Here is a 22416-nt window from a genome sequence, read left to right as displayed (position 1 = left end):
CCGCGAGCAGATCCAATAAAAAATCCGCGGAGAGGTCTCCGCGGACTTTCACTTCAAGTGGTAAGCTATCTTACATCGTATGAATATTTGCGGCAGCCGGCACGCCGGTGCTCACATGCGCAAGATCCACCTTGTCTGCGCCCGTGCCATTCGCCGAGTACCAGAGCTCGCCGCTTGCGTTGTTGAAGAAGAACTTGTTGGCGCTGGCACTCTCGTTCCAGGCATTCAGCGCGTTCTCATCGCTGCCAGTCGCAGCAGAACTGGTGAACTGTCCGGCCGTGATCCCGGTCGAAGTCCCGATCGTAAGATTTTGGCTCGCGACGTCGACAAAGATCTGGTCAGCCAAGGCGGAGAAGCCGCTGATGCTGTCGTGCCCACCTCCCGAGCCTTGCAGAACAAAGATGTTGTTGCCGCCACCGCCACTCAGCGTGTCGTCGCCAGCACCTCCAATCAACGTGTCGTTTCCGACGCCGCCGTTCAGCGTGTCATTTCCTCCGCCGCCGATTAGGATACTCCCGCCTGGAGCTGCGGTAAGGATGTCGGCGTACTGCGTTCCGATAATATTCTCGACACCCTTGATGACATCTCCGGTTGCGGCCTGGCCGACAGTTGCAGCAACCGTATCCGTCTCAGCCGAGAGATCGATCGTTACGCCAACACCTCCCGTCGTGTTGCTGTAGTCGACAGTGTCGCCGCCGCCGGTACCGCCGATCAACGTATCAGCGCCGGCCGAGGCGGCGAGAACCTCCGGCGCACCGTTTGCGCCGGTCAGTTGGTATCCGTTACCGGTATGAGTCCCCTGTAGCAAGACGGTCAGATTGTCGGAGCTGGTGAAGGAATCGCCATCACCATCCGTAGTGGTCAGGTTGAAGTTCAACGCCGTATTGCCGACGGTCACCTGCTCGTTGAACTGGAAGCCGGTGATAACGATGCTTGAGTCTTCTGAACCGCCCGCGGCGACGTTCTTGATATCCACCTCATAGAAGTTGCCGAAGGCCCCGCTGGTCGTACCGGTTCCGCCCGTGCCCCAATGCGCAGCATCGACCAACAGCGTTGATCCGTCGGGCAGGACCACGTTCTCGCTTGCGATGAAATTATGGTTCTGGTCGTACAGCGTAACCAGAAAGTGCTCGCTCGTCGTCGTCGCCTTGCCGACGACGAGGCTGAAGGCACTCTGCTGAGCGCCGAACTCGAAGAAAATCGTCTCGCCGGTCTCGAGATTCGAGTTATGCAGACCCATACCGTTCTGGTCTTTGGAGATTCGGTTTCCGTCGCCGCCGCTATTCGCGTTCGGATCGGTATTTGTGTCCGAGTACCCGTCGATAAGTACATCGAATCCGGAAGTCGGCGTCGTTGCCGTTACCATAGGTAACGGTCGTGCCATTGATCGTGATGTAATCGGCCGGGCCGTTACTGATCTGGGTCAACACGTTAAAGCTCGTCGTCGACTGAAGCGTGTTGGTGTCGAGATGGAATGTGTACGTCCCATCGACGTTCACGTTCAATTCAAAGAACGGCGTCGCCGCGCTCGGATCGGTGAACGCAAACATCTCGCCTGAATGGCTGACCGGATCGTACGTCGTATATTCGTAGAATGTGTACGATGACGTACCGTTGTTAACGACGACTTGCTTTAGGTCATGTCCGCCCACATCGGGTGCATCCGTCAGCGTGTAAGTGATGCCGTTGATCGTCCCGGTCGACAGCGCGACACCAATCGCGCTGGTCAGGCTCGGCCCGTCTGCACCAAAGATCGGCTGCCACGTACCGTCGACCTGAGTATTGCTCAGGTTCGGCATGATCGCGTCCTGAACCGCCGTCACGCTCGGGCCGTCGTCTGCGAAGCTGATCTTGGTCGACACGTCGACCGGCGTGCTCGCCTGGTCGCCGTCGCCGTCGGTCACCGTCACCGTGATGCCGAGGCTGCCCGCCGTCAGCGTCACCGCATCGTTCGGCGTGTTCGAGGCGCTGTCCTGATGCAGCGACAGATACTGCTCCACCGTCACCACGCCGGTGCTGCTGTTGATCGAGATCGCAAACGCAGCCTCGCCATTGAAGGCACCGCCGGACACCACGCCGACCACCACGCCGTTCACCAGCTGCAGGTTGATCGCGGAGCCGTCGGTCACAAACAGGCCGGACGATGCACTCGTCACCGTCAGACCATAGGCCGTCGCAGCCGCCGCCGCCGGACCGTCCGCGCCGAACACCGGCGTCGGCGTCACCAGCGAGCCGGTGCTCACCGCATGCGAGATATAGCCGGAGCCCGCAACGTCCGGATCATCACCCTTGACGATGGCGCCGGTATCGATCGTGGCCGTGCCGGCAGGGCCGCTCTCGTCCAGCGCCGCCGTCACTCCCGAGGCAACCGCCGTCACGCTCGGGCCGTCGTCCGCGAAGCTGATCTTGGTCGACACGTCGACCGGCGTGCTCGCCTGGTCGCCGTCGCCGTCGGTCACCGTCACCGTGATGCCGAGGCTGCCCGCCGTCAGCGTCACCGCATCGTTCGGCGTGTTCGAGGCGCTGTCCTGATGCAGCGACAGATACTGCTCCACCGTCACCACGCCGGTGCTGCTGTTGATCGAGATCGCAAACGCAGCCTCGCCATTGAAGGCACCGCCGGACACCACGCCGACCACCACGCCGTTCACCAGCTGCAGGTTGATCGCGGAGCCGTCGGTCACAAACAGGCCGGACGATGCACTCGTCACCGTCAGACCATAGGCCGTCGCAGCCGCCGCCGCCGGACCGTCCGCGCCGAACACCGGCGTCGGCGTCACCAGCGAGCCGGTGCTCACCGCATGCGAGATATAGCCGGAGCCCGCAACGTCCGGATCATCACCCTTGACGATGGCGCCGGTATCGATCGTGGCCGTGCCGGCAGGGCCGCTCTCGTCCAGCGCCGCCGTCACTCCCGAGGCAACCGCCGTCACGCTCGGGCCGTCGTCCGCGAAGCTGATCTTGGTCGACACGTCGACCGGCGTGCTCGCCTGGTCGCCGTCGCCGTCGGTCACCGTCACCGTGATGCCGAGGCTGCCCGCCGTCAGCGTCACCGCATCGTTCGGCGTGTTCGAGGCGCTGTCCTGATGCAGCGACAGATACTGCTCCACCGTCACCACGCCGGTGCTGCTGTTGATCGAGATCGCAAACGCAGCCTCGCCATTGAAGGCACCGCCGGACACCACGCCGACCACCACGCCGTTCACCAGCTGCAGGTTGATCGCGGAGCCGTCGGTCACAAACAGGCCGGACGATGCACTCGTCACCGTCAGACCATAGGCCGTCGCAGCCGCCGCCGCCGGACCGTCCGCGCCGAACACCGGCGTCGGCGTCACCAGCGAGCCGGTGCTCACCGCATGCGAGATATAGCCGGAGCCCGCAACGTCCGGATCATCACCCTTGACGATGGCGCCGGTATCGATCGTGGCCGTGCCGGCAGGGCCGCTCTCATCCAGCGCCGCCGTCACTCCCGAGGCAACCGCCGTCACGCTCGGGCCGTCGTCTGCGAAGCTGATCTTGGTCGACACGTCGACCGGCGTGCTCGCCTGGTCGCCGTCGCCGTCGGTCACCGTCACCGTGATGCCGAGGCTGCCCGCCGTCAGCGTCACCGCATCGTTCGGCGTGTTCGAGGCGCTGTCCTGATGCAGCGACAGATACTGCTCCACCGTCACCACGCCGGTGCTGCTGTTGATCGAGATCGCAAACGCAGCCTCGCCATTGAAGGCACCGCCGGACACCACGCCGACCACCACGCCGTTCACCAGTTGCAGGTTGATCGCGGAGCCGTCGGTCACAAACAGGCCGGACGATGCACTCGTCACCGTCAGACCATAGGCCGTCGCAGCCGCCGCCGCCGGACCGTCCGCGCCGAACACCGGCGTCGGCGTCACCAGCGAGCCGGTGCTCACCGCATGCGAGATATAGCCGGAGCCCGCAACGTCCGGATCATCACCCTTGACGATGGCGCCGGTATCGATCGTGGCCGTGCCGGCAGGGCCGCTCTCATCCAGCGCCGCCGTCACTCCCGAGGCAACCGCCGTCACGCTCGGGCCGTCGTCTGCGAAGCTGATCTTGGTCGACACGTCGACCGGCGTGCTCGCCTGGTCGCCGTCGCCGTCGGTCACCGTCACCGTGATGCCGAGGCTGCCCGCCGTCAGCGTCACCGCATCGTTCGGCGTGTTCGAGGCGCTGTCCTGATGCAGCGACAGATACTGCTCCACCGTCACCACGCCGGTGCTGCTGTTGATCGAGATCGCAAACGCAGCCTCGCCATTGAAGGCACCGCCGGACACCACGCCGACCACCACGCCGTTCACCAGCTGCAGGTTGATCGCGGAGCCGTCGGTCACAACAAACAGGCCGGACGATGCACTCGTCACCGTCAGACCATAGGCCGTCGCAGCCGCCGCCGCCGGACCGTCCGCGCCGAACACCGGCGTCGGCGTCACCAGCGAGCCGGTGCTCACCGCATGCGAGATATAGCCGGAGCCCGCAACGTCCGGATCATCACCCTTGACGATGGCGCCGGTATCGATCGTGGCCGTGCCGGCAGGGCCGCTCTCATCCAGCGCCGCCGTCACTCCCGAGGCAACCGCCGTCACGCTCGGGCCGTCGTCTGCGAAGCTGATCTTGGTCGACACGTCGACCGGCGTGCTCGCCTGGTCGCCGTCGCCGTCGGTCACCGTCACCGTGATGCCGAGGCTGCCCGCCGTCAGCGTCACCGCATCGTTCGGCGTGTTCGAGGCGCTGTCCTGATGCAGCGACAGATACTGCTCCACCGTCACCACGCCGGTGCTGCTGTTGATCGAGATCGCAAACGCAGCCTCGCCATTGAAGGCACCGCCGGACACCACGCCGACCACCACGCCGTTCACCAGCTGCAGGTTGATCGCGGAGCCGTCGGTCACAAACAGGCCGGACGATGCACTCGTCACCGTCAGACCATAGGCCGTCGCAGCCGCCGCCGCCGGACCGTCCGCGCCGAACACCGGCGTCGGCGTCACCAGCGAGCCGGTGCTCACCGCATGCGAGATATAGCCGGAGCCCGCAACGTCCGGATCATCACCCTTGACGATGGCGCCGGTATCGATCGTGGCCGTGCCGGCAGGGCCGCTCTCGTCCAGCGCCGCCGTCACTCCCGAGGCAACCGCCGTCACGCTCGGGCCGTCGTCCGCGAAGCTGATCTTGGTCGACACGTCGACCGGCGTGCTCGCCTGGTCGCCGTCGCCGTCGGTCACCGTCACCGTGATGCCGAGGCTGCCCGCCGTCAGCGTCACCGCATCGTTCGGCGTGTTCGAGGCGCTGTCCTGATGCAGCGACAGATACTGCTCCACCGTCACCACGCCGGTGCTGCTGTTGATCGAGATCGCAAACGCAGCCTCGCCATTGAAGGCACCGCCGGACACCACGCCGACCACCACGCCGTTCACCAGCTGCAGGTTGATCGCGGAGCCGTCGGTCACAAACAGGCCGGACGATGCACTCGTCACCGTCAGACCATAGGCCGTCGCAGCCGCCGCCGCCGGACCGTCCGCGCCGAACACCGGCGTCGGCGTCACCAGCGAGCCGGTGCTCACCGCATGCGAGATATAGCCGGAGCCCGCAACGTCCGGATCATCACCCTTGACGATGGCGCCGGTATCGATCGTGGCCGTGCCGGCAGGGCCGCTCTCATCCAGCGCCGCCGTCACTCCCGAGGCAACCGCCGTCACGCTCGGGCCGTCGTCTGCGAAGCTGATCTTGGTCGACACGTCGACCGGCGTGCTCGCCTGGTCGCCGTCGCCGTCGGTCACCGTCACCGTGATGCCGAGGCTGCCCGCCGTCAGCGTCACCGCATCGTTCGGCGTGTTCGAGGCGCTGTCCTGATGCAGCGACAGATACTGCTCCACCGTCACCACGCCGGTGCTGCTGTTGATCGAGATCGCAAACGCAGCCTCGCCATTGAAGGCACCGCCGGACACCACGCCGACCACCACGCCGTTCACCAGCTGCAGGTTGATCGCGGAGCCGTCGGTCACAAACAGGCCGGACGATGCACTCGTCACCGTCAGACCATAGGCCGTCGCAGCCGCCGCCGCCGGACCGTCCGCGCCGAACACCGGCGTCGGCGTCACCAGCGAGCCGGTGCTCACCGCATGCGAGATATAGCCGGAGCCCGCAACGTCCGGATCATCACCCTTGACGATGGCGCCGGTATCGATCGTGGCCGTGCCGGCAGGGCCGCTCTCATCCAGCGCCGCCGTCACTCCCGAGGCAACCGCCGTCACGCTCGGGCCGTCGTCTGCGAAGCTGATCTTGGTCGACACGTCGACCGGCGTGCTCGCCTGGTCGCCGTCGCCGTCGGTCACCGTCACCGTGATGCCGAGGCTGCCCGCCGTCAGCGTCACCGCATCGTTCGGCGTGTTCGAGGCGCTGTCCTGATGCAGCGACAGATACTGCTCCACCGTCACCACGCCGGTGCTGCTGTTGATCGAGATCGCAAACGCAGCCTCGCCATTGAAGGCACCGCCGGACACCACGCCGACCACCACGCCGTTCACCAGTTGCAGGTTGATCGCGGAGCCGTCGGTCACAAACAGGCCGGACGATGCACTCGTCACCGTCAGACCATAGGCCGTCGCAGCCGCCGCCGCCGGACCGTCCGCGCCGAACACCGGCGTCGGCGTCACCAGCGAGCCGGTGCTCACCGCATGCGAGATATAGCCGGAGCCCGCAACGTCCGGATCATCACCCTTGACGATGGCGCCGGTATCGATCGTGGCCGTGCCGGCAGGGCCGCTCTCATCCAGCGCCGCCGTCACTCCCGAGGCAACCGCCGTCACGCTCGGGCCGTCGTCTGCGAAGCTGATCTTGGTCGACACGTCGACCGGCGTGCTCGCCTGGTCGCCGTCGCCGTCGGTCACCGTCACCGTGATGCCGAGGCTGCCCGCCGTCAGCGTCACCGCATCGTTCGGCGTGTTCGAGGCGCTGTCCTGATGCAGCGACAGATACTGCTCCACCGTCACCACGCCGGTGCTGCTGTTGATCGAGATCGCAAACGCAGCCTCGCCATTGAAGGCACCGCCGGACACCACGCCGACCACCACGCCGTTCACCAGCTGCAGGTTGATCGCGGAGCCGTCGGTCACAAACAGGCCGGACGATGCACTCGTCACCGTCAGACCATAGGCCGTCGCAGCCGCCGCCGCCGGACCGTCCGCGCCGAACACCGGCGTCGGCGTCACCAGCGAGCCGGTGCTCACCGCATGCGAGATATAGCCGGAGCCCGCAACGTCCGGATCATCACCCTTGACGATGGCGCCGGTATCGATCGTGGCCGTGCCGGCAGGGCCGCTCTCATCCAGCGCCGCCGTCACTCCCGAGGCAACCGCCGTCACGCTCGGGCCGTCGTCTGCGAAGCTGATCTTGGTCGACACGTCGACCGGCGTGCTCGCCTGGTCGCCGTCGCCGTCGGTCACCGTCACCGTGATGCCGAGGCTGCCCGCCGTCAGCGTCACCGCATCGTTCGGCGTGTTCGAGGCGCTGTCCTGATGCAGCGACAGATACTGCTCCACCGTCACCACGCCGGTGCTGCTGTTGATCGAGATCGCAAACGCAGCCTCGCCATTGAAGGCACCGCCGGACACCACGCCGACCACCACGCCGTTCACCAGCTGCAGGTTGATCGCGGAGCCGTCGGTCACAAACAGGCCGGACGATGCACTCGTCACCGTCAGACCATAGGCCGTCGCAGCCGCCGCCGCCGGACCGTCCGCGCCGAACACCGGCGTCGGCGTCACCAGCGAGCCGGTGCTCACCGCATGCGAGATATAGCCGGAGCCCGCAACGTCCGGATCATCACCCTTGACGATGGCGCCGGTATCGATCGTGGCCGTGCCGGCAGGGCCGCTCTCGTCCAGCGCCGCCGTCACTCCCGAGGCAACCGCCGTCACGCTCGGGCCGTCGTCTGCGAAGCTGATCTTGGTCGACACGTCGACCGGCGTGCTCGCCTGGTCGCCGTCGCCGTCGGTCACCGTCACCGTGATGCCGAGGCTGCCCGCCGTCAGCGTCACCGCATCGTTCGGCGTGTTCGAGGCGCTGTCCTGATGCAGCGACAGATACTGCTCCACCGTCACCACGCCGGTGCTGCTGTTGATCGAGATCGCAAACGCAGCCTCGCCATTGAAGGCACCGCCGGACACCACGCCGACCACCACGCCGTTCACCAGCTGCAGGTTGATCGCGGAGCCGTCGGTCACAAACAGGCCGGACGATGCACTCGTCACCGTCAGACCATAGGCCGTCGCAGCCGCCGCCGCCGGACCGTCCGCGCCGAACACCGGCGTCGGCGTCACCAGCGAGCCGGTGCTCACCGCATGCGAGATATAGCCGGAGCCCGCAACGTCCGGATCATCACCCTTGACGATGGCGCCGGTATCGATCGTGGCCGTGCCGGCAGGGCCGCTCTCATCCAGCGCCGCCGTCACTCCCGAGGCAACCGCCGTCACGCTCGGGCCGTCGTCTGCGAAGCTGATCTTGGTCGACACGTCGACCGGCGTGCTCGCCTGGTCGCCGTCGCCGTCGGTCACCGTCACCGTGATGCCGAGGCTGCCCGCCGTCAGCGTCACCGCATCGTTCGGCGTGTTCGAGGCGCTGTCCTGATGCAGCGACAGATACTGCTCCACCGTCACCACGCCGGTGCTGCTGTTGATCGAGATCGCAAACGCAGCCTCGCCATTGAAGGCACCGCCGGACACCACGCCGACCACCACGCCGTTCACCAGCTGCAGGTTGATCGCGGAGCCGTCGGTCACAAACAGGCCGGACGATGCACTCGTCACCGTCAGACCATAGGCCGTCGCAGCCGCCGCCGCCGGACCGTCCGCGCCGAACACCGGCGTCGGCGTCACCAGCGAGCCGGTGCTCACCGCATGCGAGATATAGCCGGAGCCCGCAACGTCCGGATCATCACCCTTGACGATGGCGCCGGTATCGATCGTGGCCGTGCCGGCAGGGCCGCTCTCGTCCAGCGCCGCCGTCACTCCCGAGGCAACCGCCGTCACGCTCGGGCCGTCGTCCGCGAAGCTGATCTTGGTCGACACGTCGACCGGCGTGCTCGCCTGGTCGCCGTCGCCGTCGGTCACCGTCACCGTGATGCCGAGGCTGCCCGCCGTCAGCGTCACCGCATCGTTCGGCGTGTTCGAGGCGCTGTCCTGATGCAGCGACAGATACTGCTCCACCGTCACCACGCCGGTGCTGCTGTTGATCGAGATCGCAAACGCAGCCTCGCCATTGAAGGCACCGCCGGACACCACGCCGACCACCACGCCGTTCACCAGTTGCAGGTTGATCGCGGAGCCGTCGGTCACAAACAGGCCGGACGATGCACTCGTCACCGTCAGACCATAGGCCGTCGCAGCCGCCGCCGCCGGACCGTCCGCGCCGAACACCGGCGTCGGCGTCACCAGCGAGCCGGTGCTCACCGCATGCGAGATATAGCCGGAGCCCGCAACGTCCGGATCATCACCCTTGACGATGGCGCCGGTATCGATCGTGGCCGTGCCGGCAGGGCCGCTCTCATCCAGCGCCGCCGTCACTCCCGAGGCAACCGCCGTCACGCTCGGGCCGTCGTCTGCGAAGCTGATCTTGGTCGACACGTCGACCGGCGTGCTCGCCTGGTCGCCGTCGCCGTCGGTCACCGTCACCGTGATGCCGAGGCTGCCCGCCGTCAGCGTCACCGCATCGTTCGGCGTGTTCGAGGCGCTGTCCTGATGCAGCGACAGATACTGCTCCACCGTCACCACGCCGGTGCTGCTGTTGATCGAGATCGCAAACGCAGCCTCGCCATTGAAGGCACCGCCGGACACCACGCCGACCACCACGCCGTTCACCAGCTGCAGGTTGATCGCGGAGCCGTCGGTCACAAACAGGCCGGACGATGCACTCGTCACCGTCAGACCATAGGCCGTCGCAGCCGCCGCCGCCGGACCGTCCGCGCCGAACACCGGCGTCGGCGTCACCAGCGAGCCGGTGCTCACCGCATGCGAGATATAGCCGGAGCCCGCAACGTCCGGATCATCACCCTTGACGATGGCGCCGGTATCGATCGTGGCCGTGCCGGCAGGGCCGCTCTCATCCAGCGCCGCCGTCACTCCCGAGGCAACCGCCGTCACGCTCGGGCCGTCGTCTGCGAAGCTGATCTTGGTCGACACGTCGACCGGCGTGCTCGCCTGGTCGCCGTCGCCGTCGGTCACCGTCACCGTGATGCCGAGGCTGCCCGCCGTCAGCGTCACCGCATCGTTCGGCGTGTTCGAGGCGCTGTCCTGATGCAGCGACAGATACTGCTCCACCGTCACCACGCCGGTGCTGCTGTTGATCGAGATCGCAAACGCAGCCTCGCCATTGAAGGCACCGCCGGACACCACGCCGACCACCACGCCGTTCACCAGCTGCAGGTTGATCGCGGAGCCGTCGGTCACAAACAGGCCGGACGATGCACTCGTCACCGTCAGACCATAGGCCGTCGCAGCCGCCGCCGCCGGACCGTCCGCGCCGAACACCGGCGTCGGCGTCACCAGCGAGCCGGTGCTCACCGCATGCGAGATATAGCCGGAGCCCGCAACGTCCGGATCATCACCCTTGACGATGGCGCCGGTATCGATCGTGGCCGTGCCGGCAGGGCCGCTCTCATCCAGCGCCGCCGTCACTCCCGAGGCAACCGCCGTCACGCTCGGGCCGTCGTCCAGGAACGTCACCTGCTTGCCGAGGTCGATGCTCGAGCTCGCCTGGTCACCGTCCTTGTCCGTGATCGTCGCAACCAGCGTCACCAACCCGTTCGCGAGGCTGATGCCTTCGCTGGTGTCCGGGTTGGTGCCGTCAGCCTCCTTCACCGCGCGGTCGTCGGTGAAGGTCACCACGCCGTTGCTGTCCACCGACAGCGTGAACACCAGGAGGTTGCCGCTCGCGGTGTGGCCTTCCACCACGCCGTTGTTCAACACCAACACCACGTTCTCGCCGGTCTGCGAGTCCACCAGGCCGGTCGGCTTGCTGGTATCGATCGACAGCGCATAGCTGACCGGATGCGCCGGGTCAGCAACACCGTCCGCGCCGCTCGCCGCCGTAAACAGGCTGGCGAACGAACCACTCACCGACGTCTGGCCATTGTGGATCGTGCCGTCGATGCCGTTGGTCAGAGCCGTTAGATTGCTCTCATCGACGGTCAGCGCCGGACCGGTCCCGCTCACCGCAATGCTCGGACCATCGTCAAGGATCGTCAGGTGCGAACCGACATCGACGCTTGCGGTTGCGGTTTGGCCGACATTGTCCGTCACTGTCGCGGTCAGCGTGATCAGACCGGACGCCAACGAAATTCCTTCGTTGAAATTGCCGGGTGTTCCCTCGTGAGCGGCGCGCAGATCCGTCAGCGTCACGTGCCCTGTGCCATCAACCGCGACCGTGAAGACGAGATCGCCGCCGGCGGCCGTGCGCCCTTCCACGACGCCGGCCGCGTTGACCGTCAACAGCACGTGCTGACCGGTCGCCGAATCGATCAGACCGGAGTCCTCGTTCGGTGAAGTGACGGACAGCGCAAAGGTCAGCGATTGCTGCCCGCCCGGCGCATTGACGTTAAACGACACCTGAACGGACGCGACCGTTGTTCCTGCCGGCCCCAGCCCCGAACCGGCAACACCATGGTTGGTCGCAGCGGTCAGGAAGCTCTCGTCGACGATCAGCGCCGGCACAAGCCCGCCGGAAATGGTGGGCGGCGGCGTAGTCTGTGTGAGCACGAAGCCGGTCGGCAGCTGGATGTTGAAGCCCGGCAGCTCTTCCTGCGGCGCCAGTTCATTGGTGCCCACGGGGCCGAGCGGATCGACCGCGAATGGGCTGAAATTCGCGCCGCTCGCTTGCGCGTTGCCGTTCGAGTTGCCGCCATTGTCGGCCGCCGGCAGCACGGACGAGTCCGTGCCGATCGGAAACAGATTTGCGAATTCCTGGACCGTGACGTCGCGACCGGGCGCCATCTCGACCGTGATGTTGCTTCGCGCGCCACCGTCTTGCGACTGGCCGCCCTGGCTATCGGCGCGGGAGTCGAAGAACGGCTCAACCGTGACGGTCGACTGGTTGTCGAACAGGATGATCAGCTTTTCGCCGATATGGACCAGCGTGATCTTTTCATTGGCGATCGACGAAAAGTCGACCTTCACATGCTGGTCGTATCCAAGATTAACGACCACCGCCTGATCGGTCAGCGGCTTCGTCAGCTTGTAAATTCGTACGGGAGCCGAATTGGTGGAATTGCCGGTGCCGGTAGCCTGAGCGACCTGAAACGAACCCTGCATTATCAACTCCGCAAAATGCGATTAGAGGAAAAGTTGTAGAAAAATTTAGTTTTAGGCTATTGTTAACCCTCCCCCCGGTCAAGAAATGTATTTGGTTAATCAATGCTTTCCCTGCGAGTGTGGTAAAGATCGAACAGGTCGAAGCTGCAAGAACAACGGCTTAGCCAATTTTGTTTGGCCGAAAGGCGATACGCGCCGCCGGTCCGGTTTGATGCTTGCCGGTGATTTGGAGTGGTCGATGCGGGTGATTCGTCAGGGATACGCCGCGGTTTTGTTTTGGGGCGCAATCAGCGCGGCATCCGCGCAAGCCCCAAAGCCGGTCCCGCCGGAGACCACGGTCGAACGCCAGGTCCAGGCCCTACCGAACCGGGACACCCAAATCGGCGTTTATCTCAACGTATTGCCTGACTGCACGTCAGGGCCGCTGCCAACCATCCGCCTGGTCAGTCCACCGGCAGCTGGAAAAGTCGTGGTGAAGTCGGCAAAGGCCAAAGCGACGAACTACAAGGCCTGCCTGGCACTCGAGGTGCCCGCCTACGTCGCCTTCTACAAGGCGCCGCCCGAATTTCTCGGCGATGACGCCCTGACCATCGAAGTCAAGTATCAGGGTGGCCGCACCGAGATTCAGAAGATCACCGTCAAGGTGGGTGGGCCGGGTAACCAGCAAAAGATCTGACGGCCCGCTGCAGGCCCGAGCACCGCCCTATAGCGGCTCACCGTCGGCCGTTTCCTGCTCGACATCGTGCGAGACCTCGCTCGGCGCGGCGGCCGGCTGGCCAAGCTGTGCCCTGTCCTCCCGGCAATCGCTGATCCGGCGGGCGACCACCCGGTCCATCCGCGGCGCCTGACCGTGCACCTCGTTGACCTCGGTATAGGCCTCGTCGCTCAGCACTGTGATGACGGTGCTGACCGGCCCCATGTAGTCGCACCGGTTAGAGAAGACGTATTTGTTGCTGATCTTCTCCGGCCTTGAAGAATGGCAATTTCCGATCGATGGCGATGAAAATGTCGCCTTCATCGCCTGAGTAGGGTCGACACAGCGGGTCATTTCGCGCTCGAGCAGCTTCTGCCGGACGTTCGAGGGCGAGACCAATTCCAGCGTCCGCGTGAATCGCCACATCCCCTTTCGGAAGGTCGGCCCGCTGAAGCTCTCCTCGGCCGCCGCGCTGTGGGAAGCGAGCAAGGACACGGCAAGGACGGCCACGACGCCAAGCGTGCATGCGAAGACTTTCGACGGCCCGAAGCCCTCACGCGAAGTCATTCGTTGAATCCTTATCGGCTGCACGATGCACATCGCGTGACTTCACTTGAAGCACGCCCCACCTCACTTCATTCCAGAACACTTCGAGTTAAGGTCGAGTAAATACTCGCCCTTTTGGCTGGAGTTCTGCGCCGTCAAGACTCGACCCGACGCGAAGCACGATCAAGGCCGGCTGCGGAAACCTCTCTCCGGAAAGCAACGGTCCGGTCTCCGCCCGCCGCAAACCAAGCGTATGCTTCAGCCTCCGACGAGCCGAACTGGGCAAGCTCCGCGGCTGATCGCCAGCTAGTGCTGCAAACGCGCCGCAGCTGACACTTCAGAGTTAGCTGCGGCAGAGTTAGCTGCGCCGCCGCCGTCACAGTCGCCAATCCTCGTTGCGACCACCATGTCGGTCCTGGGATGCTCGCCAGTACTGACCTCATTCAGCTCGGTATAGGCCTCGTCGCTGCGCACGGTGATGACAGTGCTAACCGCGCCCATGTAATCGCACCGGTGCCCAAAGGTGTATTTGTTGCCGACCTTTTCCGGCTTGTCCGAGACGCAGCTTCCGACCGGCTCCGACGAAAAGGTCGCCTTCATGGCGTAAGTCGGGTCAACACAGCGCGTCGTTTCCGCGTTGACCACCCGATACTTGAAGTTCTTGTTCGCGGTCTTGACGACGTCGAGCGTCCTTATGAAGCGCCACAAGCCCTTACGGAAGCTCGGGCCGGAAAAGGACTGATCGTTCTGGCCAGGTTGAACCGCCGTAGCCCGGCCGTTCGCCGGTTGAAGAACTGGCGTCTGTGCATGAACCGTCAGCGACGGCATCGAGACAATCATTAAAGCCAGTAGCGAACCTGCAATGCCACCACGGAAGTCCATTCCCACCCCCGACGTTCGTTCGAGTCCGTTCGTGATGCGGTCCGGTCCGATCATTGAAGCAGTCCCCGGAACACGACTCAATACGTCACACCACTTGCAGGCCAATTGTGGCCAGTAAAGGCGCGTTAACCCTACCCGACAGCTTCTAGCCGAATTCCGACTCACTGCAGCAAACTTGCAACACTCGGCGCTCCCCTCATGCGGCCCTGGGCCTGCGCCGCCGCCCAGGGCGCAACATCAGGCCACAAAACGCGCGAGCAGTCGAAGGACGGGACCTGAAAGCGCACCGGACAGGTTTGACCTTGGAGGTTTTTTTTGCTCATTTAGCGCGAGATATTTTTTGCTCAATTACTTAGCCTATCGCTGGACGAGGGGGCACTGATGCGTATTCGGATTTGCTACATGGTCGCGGGCATGTTGGCCTTGGGCGCAACGCTATCAGGCGCTTCCCGGCCGGCGGCGGCCGCGGACCTCGGCCTGATTACGAAAGCACCGGCCGGCACCTGCACCGAGATCGTCTTCACCTGCGAGAATGGCCATCAGTATCCGCTGTGCCCGCGCGCCGTGTCGGTCGAGGGCGAAGTGGTCACCGCCTCGCTGCTGACCGGTCATTCCGGCGGCGTGCATGTGCGGCTGGTGCCGATGGGAGTCGGCTATCGCTATGCCGGTCACGGCATCTGGCTGGACGGCTTCCGCGAAAACGCGCTGCTCAACTTCGGCAAGCACCACCAGGTGGCCTGCGCCATCGCGCACTGATCAAAGCCTGATCCGGAAAACCGCGAAGCAGCCTTCCCTCGCGACAAGCGCTCCGCGCTTGCGCGGAGTTCGTGCCCAAACAAGACGGTCGAGCGCGATAGCGATTCGGCCCGATCTACTGCGCGCTCCGCGCCACGCCGACTGGGGTGACACAAAAGCACATCATGATGCCGGCCGCTCCTCACCCCTTGGTGCGGAGCACGACGCGCGACGATCGCGAGAACATATACGCCTTCGGATAGACGTAGACCGGGCAGTGGTCCTGCCACTGATATTGCTGCCAATTCCACTTCCAGCAGCCCGATTCGATCTGAGGTTCCTGCACGTAGTCCAGCCGGTACGGCGGATCCCCAAACGGATAGTCGCCGCATCGCGCCGCCGTCGATGACAGAACGACGATTGAAGCAGCCGCGGCAATGATCACAGAAAATGACTTGTTCATAACGCCCCTCGATCGAATGACGTGACGACTCGAGAGTGCCAAATCCGGCGGTCCTTATCAAGGTGCCGGCCGCCCGCGCCGCGACGCCAACCGGCCGTCTACACGGCGCGGTTTTGCGTCGGTGAGCGGCCACCGCCGTCGGCGACCAGCACCGCACCGGTCACGAAGGACGCCTCGTCGGAAGCGAGGAACAGGCAGCATGCCGCGATCTCGGCAGGCTCGGCCATCCGTCCCAAAGCGATCCGTCGCTCGACGCCGCGAAATTCGGTCTCGGCGGTGGTGCCATTCTGGTCCGCGAGCAGCTGCATTTCATGGGCGCTCATCGGCGTCCGCACCCAGCCGGGCGCCACGGCATTGGCGCGAACGCCGTCGGCGCCGTGGGCATAGGCCAGCGAACGCGTATAGGCGACGACGGCCGCCTTGCTGGCGGCGTAGCTTGTGCTGTCCGGGCTGGCATTGAATGCGGCAACCGAGGCGATGTTCACGATCGCGCCGCCGCGCTGCCGGAGCAGCGGCAGGGATGCCCGGCAGACCCGCATGGTCCCTGTGAGGTTGACATCAAGCGTCCTGGCCCAGACCTCGTCGGAGACGCTTGCAGGCTGATCCGGCACGATCAAGCCGGCGGCGTTGACGACGATGTCGAGCCTGGCGCCGCAGGCGGCGACGGCATTGGCAATGTCGTCCGGACGCGTGACGTCGCCATGGACCGCCTGCCCTCCGCACTCCGCTGCGGCGGCCTGAAGCTCGGCGTCGCCGAGCCCGAACAGCACGAGGCGCGCGCCGCTCAATGCCAGCAGTGAAGCCGTGGCCCGGCCGATCCCTGTGGCTGCGCCGGTCACCAGCGCGGTCTTTCCGTCCAGCCGCGGCATCAGAGCATGATCCGGAAAAGTGGAAACCGGTCTTCCGAAAGGATCATGCTCATCTAGAGCCCCCACTGCCGTTCGACGGCAAATCCGGTCTCCGGCAGCGTCGAGCCGCCGTCGACGACGATGGTCTGCCCGGTGACATATTTGGCCTCAGTGGAGGCGAGATAGAGCATCGCGCAGGCGATGTCGTCCGCGCTCCCCATATGCCCCATCGGGATGAAGCGTTCGAGCTTCGCCTTGTTCTCCGGCGCGCTCATGGTGCCCCGGCCGGGCTTCTCGATGAAGCCGGCTTCGACGCCATTGACCGTGATGCCGTCGCGCGCGAGCTCGAAGGCGGCGCCGCGGATAAACGCGTTGACGCCGGCCTTTGCCGCCGAGTAATGCGCGCCGCCGCCCATCGCAACGCGCGCCGAGACCGAGGATGTCACCAGAATGCGTCCGAAGCTGACGGCGCGCATATGCGGAATCGCAGCCTGTGCGAGCCAGATGCTGGCGTTCAGATTGAGCGTCAGCGTCTCGTCAAGCTTGGCTTCGTCGAGCTTGTCAAGCGATGCCCACGGACAACCACCGGCATTGTGCACGACAATATCGAGCCGGCCGAACTTGACGGTGACATCGTCAATCATCGTACGCAAGCCGCTGCGATCGAGCCGGTCGAACGGAACGCAATGCGCGGCCCGTCCATCGTCTGCGAGCTCGCGCGCCAGCACCGCGGCCACGTCAGGCGTCCGGTTGGCGATCACCACGGTCGCACCCGCCTGCGCAAGACGCCTGACAATGGCCGCACCGATCCCGCGGCCGCCGCCGGTGACGATGGCGACCCGGCCGTCGAGATTGAACGGAAGCGCCTGCATCAGATTGCTCCCGCGCCGCGCAGCAGATCGATGAACTGCGCGAACACCGCCGTGTGCTTGTCCACGTCCCGCTCCGACGTCGCCGGACACATCAGCAGCATGGTGTGGAACGGCGTCACCAGAATGCCCTCGTTCATGTAGAACGCATGCAGCAAGGTCTCGAGATCGGGTTGCCGGCCGGCAATGACGTCGGCGCCGCTGCGTGGCGGCCGTGGCATGAACATGATCTCGGCACGCGCGCCGATCTGGGTGACGTGCCAGGGCAGTCCGGCCGCCTCGATCAGCCGGCGCGCCTCCTGCGCGAGCCAGGTCGCGGATCCGATCATCCGTTCGTAATTCGCTGAGGTCAGGACCTTCTCCAGCACCGCGCGCATGGTCGCGACCGTCAGCGCGTTGCCGGCGAGCGTGCCGCCGAATCCAAGATGCGCCGACTGCCGCTCGCGCGGATTGACATGGGGGACGCGTTTCCAGAGCCGCTCGGCAATCTCCTCGCTCAGACCGAACACGCCGGCGGGGATGCCGCCCGCGATCGCCTTGCCGGCGACGAAGATGTCGGGCTCGAGCCCGTGGCCCTCCGTGTAGCCGCCCGGTCCGCACGACAGCGTATGGGTCTCGTCGATGATGAGCACGGTGCCGGCGCGGCGGGTCAGATCGCGCAGGGCCTGGTGGAAACCAGGGTCGACCGGGATCATGCCGAAATTCGTCATCAGCGGCTCGGTCAGCACGCAGGCGACATCGCCCTGCGCCAGCGCCGCCTCCAGCGCCGCGACGTCGTTGAACTCGACCACCCGGCTCACGGCATCATGATCGATGCCGTTGGAATGGATCATGTTACGCAGGCCGACGCGGCCGTCGCGGATCTCGACATGGGCCTCCTCGACGCCGCCATGATAGCAGCCGGAGAACACCAGCACCTTGCGGCGGCCGGTGATCATGCGCGAGATGCGGATCGCGGCGCGGTTGGCATCGGTCGCCGACGTCGTCAGCGTCCAGTATTTCGGGCCGAAGCGGCGCGACAGCTCGGCGCCGACCCAGATACTGCCCTCCGTCGGCAGCATCATGGTCGCGCCGCGCTTGAGCTGGGCCAGCGCGGCTTCCGTCACTGCCTCGGGCGCGTGGCCGCACATGCCGCCGGTGTCGCCGAGGCAGAAGTCGATGTAGTCGCGGCCGTCGATGTCCCTGATATGCGCGCCGTGCGCCTCCTCGGCATAGATCGGAAAACCGCCGGCCCAGCGCCGCATCCAGTGCGACGGACCGCCATAGAGGTAGTGCTGCCTGCCTTGCTGCCAGGCCGCCGCCGAGCGCGGATGCAGTGCCCGAAAGCGCTCCTGCTCGGCATCGAGCAAACGGTTCAGAACGCCTGCGCGCTCAGTAGTTGCTGATGTCATAGCGCGATCCAGGCGGTCTTGAGGTCGGTATAGGCGTCCAGCGCGTGGAGCGACTTGTCACGTCCAAAGCCGGATTGCTTGAAGCCGCCGAGCGGCACCCGTGATATCGGCGCCGCCATAGGCGTTGACGTGCACGACGCCGGCCTTGATGGCGCGCACCATGCGATGTGCCGTCGACAGGCTTCCGGTCCACACCGCCGACGCAAGTCCATAGGGCGTCGCGTTGGCGAGCGCCGTGGCCTCATCCTCGCCGTCGAACCGCGTGACCGCCAGTACCGGGCCGAACACCTCCTCGCGCCAGACCTCCATCGACGGCGCCACCTCGGTGAGGATCGCGGGCGCCATGAAGTTGCCGCCGCTCTCGACGTGGATCTGCTCGCCGCCGACCAGCCGCTTCGCACCCTGCGCTTCCGCGCGGGCAACCGCGTCCAGGTTCTTGCGCAACTGCACCTGGCTCGAGATGGCGCCGATATCCGACGTCAAATCGAGGGGATCGCCGACCCTGAGCTTTGCGGTGGCGTCGAGCAGCTCATCCATGAAGCGATCATAGATCGCGGACTGCACCAGCAGCCGCGAGCCCGCCACGCAGACCTGGCCCGAATTCCTGAAGATGCCGTTCGCAGAGACCTTGGCCGCATGCTTGATGTCGGGCGCATCGGCGAAGACGATGTTGGGCGACTTGCCGCCAAGCTCGAGATGAACCCGCTTCAGGTTCGACCGCGCCGAGCATTCCAGCAGCCGGCGGCCGACCGCGCCCGAGCCGGTGAAGGCCAGCACATCGACATCCATATGCAGCGCGAGCGCCTCGCCGGCCGATGCACCGCGGCCGGTGACGACGTTGAGCACGCCGTCCGGCAGGCCTGCCTCGGTCGCAAGCTCGGCGAGCCGCAGCAGGGTCAGCGATGCCAGCTCCGGCGGCTTGACCACGACCGAGTTTCCGGCGGCGAGTGCGGGACCGATCTTCCACGCCCCGATCATCAGCGGGAAATTCCAAGGCACGATGACGCCGACGACACCGAGCGGCTCGCGATGCACGAGCCCGAGCACGTCACCCGAGGTCGGCGCGATCTCGCCATACACCTTGTCGATCGCCTCGGCGTAGTACCTGACGGTGCCGGCCGCCGACAGCGGCTCGGCCTTGTAGGCCATGCCGATCTCGGTGCCGTTGTCGCGCACACCGAGCACCGCGATCTCGAGCGCGTGCTGCTCGATCAGATCGGCGAACCGCAACAGCACTTTCTTGCGCTGCGCCGGTGCCGCGCGCGACCAACTTCCCTGCTCGAAGGCCTGTCGTGCCCGCTTCACCGCAAGGTCGACATCGGCCGCGTCGCCGTCTGCAATCGTCGTCAGCACCTTGCCGTCGATCGGCGACACCACATCGAGCCGTGCCTCGCCGATCGCCTGCGCCGGCCGGCCGCCGATGAAGAGCTGCTGGGCCGGAATTGCGGCCGAGCGTAACAGATCGATCTGGGCTTGCTGCATGCGCGATCATCATGACGGTGACAAAAGCGGCTCCCGACCGAGGACCGCTGGCATGGTGCAATCCTCGCCAAATCAAGGCTTTGGCAGCAATCAACCGATAGGTGGATGTCGCCGCGGCCAGCGCCCTCATAGCGTGATCGCACGATGGCCGAACGCCCTGCCCGCTGGGTGCAAACCAACTCGTCCACATCCCTCACGCCGCCGGCGAGCCGAAGGTCATGCCCGAGATCACGCAGCCCCGCATTCTTCTGATCGGCACTGGAGACACCAAGGCCGACGAACTGCTGTTCATGAGCGAGTGCATCGCGCGCGCCGGCGGCAGCACGATCATGATGGACATCAGCGTGCTCGGCGATCCGCCGTATCAACCCGCACATGACAAGCACGCGGTGGCATCCGCTGCGCAGACCACGATCGCGGCGATCGCATCCAGCGGCGACGAAAACTCCGCGATGTCCCTGATGGCGATTGGCGCCGCAAATCTGGCGCGCGAGCTTGCGGCGCGCGATGCCATCGACGGCGTGATCGCGATCGGCGGTACGATGGGAACCGACCTCGCGCTCGACGTCGCGCAGGCGCTGCCGCTCGGCCTGCCGAAGCTGATCGTCTCGACCGTCGCCTTCTCGCATCTGATTCCGCCCGAGCGCGTCGCCGCCGATCTGATGATGATCCTGTGGGCCGGCGGCCTCTATGGCCTCAACGGCACCTGCACCGCCGTGCTGTCGCAAGCCTGCGGCGCGATCGTCGGCGCGGCGAAAAGCGCCGTCAAGCCGAGTCGGGACCGGCCGGTCGTTGCGATCACCTCGCTCGGCAAGAGCTGCCTGCGCTACATGGTGGAGCTCAAGCCGCAGCTCGAGCAGCGCGGCTATGAAGTGGTCGTCTTCCACACCACAGGCATGGGTGGCCGTGCCATGGAGTCGATCGCCGCCCAGGGTGGCTTTGCCGCGGTGCTGGACCTCAGCCTGCAGGAGGTCGCCAATCAGCTCACCGGCTCGGTGGTCAATTCAGGCGCCGACCGGCTCGAGAATGCGGGCAGAGCCGGCATTCCGCAGATCGTCGCCCCCGGGGCGGTCGACATGGTCGACTTCCCGGCCTGGCTTGGGATTCCGAACGAGCTCTCGGATCGGCCGTTCCACGCGCACAACCGGCTGCTCGCGTCGGCGACTTCGGGAGCCTCCGATCGCCGCCGGATCGCCCACGCGATTGCGGAGAAGCTCGCCGGCGCCAGCGCGCCCGTCGCCTTTGTGCTGCCCGCCGGCGGCATCCAGCAATGGGACCGCGAAGGCGAAGCCCTGCACGACCCCGACGCCCTCGCCGCCTTTGTCGACGCGATGCGGTCGGCGATCCAGCCGCCGGTCGAACTGCACGAGATCAAGGACCACATCAACAGCGCGGCGTTCAACGAAACGGTGCTCGGTATCTTCGACCGATGGGTCGCGGCCGGCATTGTCCGCCCCGGCCGCGCGACGGCTGCCGCATGACGCGACCGCTCGCCCAGGCGCTGGTGCTCGACTTCGGCGGTGTCATCTCGAAGACCCTGTTCGAGACCCATGATCTGACCGAGCGCGCGCTCGGACTCGCGCCGTGCACGCTGAAATGGCTCGGACCATTTGCCCCCCGACAGCGATCCGCTCTGGGCTGCCATGCAGCGCGGCGAGATTTCGGAACGCGATTACTGGCTGACCCGCAGCCGCGAGGTCGGGCGCATGGTCGGCGAGGACTGGTGCGACATGGAAACCTTCGTGAAACGCGCGCGCGGTGCCGATCCCGACACTGTGATCCGCCCCGAGGCGGTGCGCGCGATCGCCCTCGCCGCCGACGCCGGTTTCCGGCTTGCGATCCTCTCGAACGAGCTCGACCTGTTCTACGGTGCGGAGTTTCGCACCCGCCTCTCCATCCTCAAGCGCTTCGACACCGTCGTCGACGCGACCCATACCGGGATCCTGAAACCCGATCCGCGCGCCTATCAAAGCGTGCTGGACGAATTGGCGCTGGAAGCAGAAGATTGCGTCTTCGTCGACGACCAGCGCCGCAACATCACGGGCGCCGCCGCGTACAACATGCGCACGGTGCTGTTTGACGTACGCAGCCCAGCCGCGTCCTACCGCGAGGCCCTTCGGCACTTCGGGCTGCAATTCGACTAAAGCGTTTTCGAGCGAAGTGGGTACCGGTTCGCGTGAAGAAAACGC

At 65.6% G+C, this 22416-nt stretch carries 11 protein-coding genes and 2 pseudogenes; 4 read left to right on the top strand and 9 right to left on the bottom strand.

Annotation, left to right across the window (positions count from 1 at the left end; all coding sequences use genetic code 11):
• Positions 1-70: 70 nt before the first annotated feature.
• Positions 71-1366: a calcium-binding protein gene (locus ACVWW1_RS46475; RefSeq protein WP_456660515.1), complete on the bottom strand. Its 1296-nt coding sequence runs from the start codon at positions 1364-1366 to the stop codon at positions 71-73.
• Positions 1281-12317: a DUF5801 repeats-in-toxin domain-containing protein gene (locus ACVWW1_RS46470; protein WP_456660514.1), complete on the bottom strand. Its 11037-nt coding sequence runs from the start codon at positions 12315-12317 to the stop codon at positions 1281-1283. The genes ACVWW1_RS46475 and ACVWW1_RS46470 overlap by 86 nt, the downstream gene beginning before the upstream one ends.
• Before the next feature lie 238 nt (positions 12318-12555).
• On the opposite strand from ACVWW1_RS46470, the gene ACVWW1_RS46465 reads away from it, so the two are divergent.
• Positions 12556-12993, top strand: coding sequence for a hypothetical protein (locus tag ACVWW1_RS46465; protein ID WP_456660513.1), 438 nt, complete (start codon positions 12556-12558; stop codon positions 12991-12993).
• Positions 12994-13020: 27 nt separating this feature from the next.
• Here ACVWW1_RS46465 and ACVWW1_RS46460 read toward each other — a convergent pair whose 3' ends face one another.
• Positions 13021-13578 carry a DUF3617 domain-containing protein gene (locus ACVWW1_RS46460; RefSeq protein ID WP_456660512.1) on the bottom strand — a complete coding sequence of 186 codons (558 nt, stop codon included), beginning with the start codon at positions 13576-13578 and terminating at the stop codon, positions 13021-13023.
• Between the two features lie 285 nt (positions 13579-13863).
• The gene (locus ACVWW1_RS46455; RefSeq protein WP_456660511.1) at positions 13864-14493 is read right to left on the bottom strand and encodes a hypothetical protein; all 630 of its coding nucleotides are present in this window, start codon (positions 14491-14493) and stop codon (positions 13864-13866) included.
• 327 nt (positions 14494-14820) lie between these two features.
• Here ACVWW1_RS46455 and ACVWW1_RS46450 point away from each other — a divergent pair, with 327 nt between their 5' ends.
• Entirely contained in the window at positions 14821-15195 is a 375-nt protein-coding gene (locus tag ACVWW1_RS46450) for a hypothetical protein (RefSeq protein WP_176532248.1), read from the top strand.
• A 181-nt stretch (positions 15196-15376) separates the two neighbouring features.
• On the opposite strand, the gene ACVWW1_RS46445 is transcribed toward ACVWW1_RS46450, so the two are convergent.
• The 5 genes and pseudogenes from ACVWW1_RS46445 to ACVWW1_RS46425 all read right to left on the bottom strand — a co-directional run bounded on the left by ACVWW1_RS46445 (position 15377) and on the right by ACVWW1_RS46425 (position 20227).
• Positions 15377-15637: a hypothetical protein gene (locus ACVWW1_RS46445; protein ID WP_176532249.1), complete on the bottom strand. Its 261-nt coding sequence runs from the start codon at positions 15635-15637 to the stop codon at positions 15377-15379.
• 98 nt (positions 15638-15735) lie between these two features.
• The gene (locus tag ACVWW1_RS46440) at positions 15736-16506 is read right to left on the bottom strand and encodes an SDR family NAD(P)-dependent oxidoreductase (protein WP_456660510.1); all 771 of its coding nucleotides are present in this window, start codon (positions 16504-16506) and stop codon (positions 15736-15738) included.
• A gap of 53 nt (positions 16507-16559) precedes the next feature.
• Positions 16560-17357, bottom strand: coding sequence for an SDR family oxidoreductase (locus ACVWW1_RS46435; protein ID WP_456660509.1), 798 nt, complete (start codon positions 17355-17357; stop codon positions 16560-16562).
• Positions 17357-18745: a transaminase gene (locus ACVWW1_RS46430; protein ID WP_456660508.1), complete on the bottom strand. Its 1389-nt coding sequence runs from the start codon at positions 18743-18745 to the stop codon at positions 17357-17359. The genes ACVWW1_RS46435 and ACVWW1_RS46430 overlap by 1 nt, the downstream gene beginning before the upstream one ends.
• Positions 18742-20227: pseudogene (locus tag ACVWW1_RS46425) on the bottom strand (aldehyde dehydrogenase). The gene ACVWW1_RS46430 and the pseudogene ACVWW1_RS46425 overlap by 4 nt, the downstream one beginning before the upstream one ends.
• 218 nt (positions 20228-20445) lie before the next feature.
• Between ACVWW1_RS46425 and ACVWW1_RS46420 the strand changes: the two are divergent.
• A complete protein-coding gene (locus ACVWW1_RS46420) occupies positions 20446-21708 on the top strand; it encodes a Tm-1-like ATP-binding domain-containing protein (protein WP_456660507.1) in 1263 nt (420 codons plus the stop codon).
• Positions 21705-22371 (top strand): annotated as a pseudogene (locus tag ACVWW1_RS46415) (HAD family hydrolase). The gene ACVWW1_RS46420 and the pseudogene ACVWW1_RS46415 overlap by 4 nt, the downstream one beginning before the upstream one ends.
• Positions 22372-22416 lie beyond the last annotated feature (45 nt).

The organism is Bradyrhizobium sp. JR3.5 (assembly GCF_054057015.1).
This window is presented reverse-complemented; position numbering and strand designations above follow the sequence as displayed.

What these genes read in the sequence shown, in the direction of transcription:
- ACVWW1_RS46475 (WP_456660515.1), bottom strand. Translation starts at nt 1,366, where the DNA reads ATGGTAACGGCAACGACGCCGACTTCCGGATTCGATGTACTTATCGAC.
- ACVWW1_RS46440 (WP_456660510.1), bottom strand. Translation starts at nt 16,506, where the DNA reads ATGCCGCGGCTGGACGGAAAGACCGCGCTGGTGACCGGCGCAGCCACA.
- ACVWW1_RS46430 (WP_456660508.1), bottom strand. Translation starts at nt 18,745, where the DNA reads ATGACATCAGCAACTACTGAGCGCGCAGGCGTTCTGAACCGTTTGCTC.
- ACVWW1_RS46420 (WP_456660507.1), top strand. Translation starts at nt 20,446, where the DNA reads ATGCCCGAGATCACGCAGCCCCGCATTCTTCTGATCGGCACTGGAGAC.
- ACVWW1_RS46455 (WP_456660511.1), bottom strand. Translation starts at nt 14,493, where the DNA reads ATGATCGGACCGGACCGCATCACGAACGGACTCGAACGAACGTCGGGG.
- ACVWW1_RS46435 (WP_456660509.1), bottom strand. Translation starts at nt 17,357, where the DNA reads ATGCAGGCGCTTCCGTTCAATCTCGACGGCCGGGTCGCCATCGTCACC.
- ACVWW1_RS46460 (WP_456660512.1), bottom strand. Translation starts at nt 13,578, where the DNA reads ATGACTTCGCGTGAGGGCTTCGGGCCGTCGAAAGTCTTCGCATGCACG.
- ACVWW1_RS46465 (WP_456660513.1), top strand. Translation starts at nt 12,556, where the DNA reads ATGCGGGTGATTCGTCAGGGATACGCCGCGGTTTTGTTTTGGGGCGCA.
- ACVWW1_RS46450 (WP_176532248.1), top strand. Translation starts at nt 14,821, where the DNA reads ATGCGTATTCGGATTTGCTACATGGTCGCGGGCATGTTGGCCTTGGGC.
- ACVWW1_RS46445 (WP_176532249.1), bottom strand. Translation starts at nt 15,637, where the DNA reads ATGAACAAGTCATTTTCTGTGATCATTGCCGCGGCTGCTTCAATCGTC.
- ACVWW1_RS46470 (WP_456660514.1), bottom strand. Translation starts at nt 12,317, where the DNA reads ATGCAGGGTTCGTTTCAGGTCGCTCAGGCTACCGGCACCGGCAATTCC.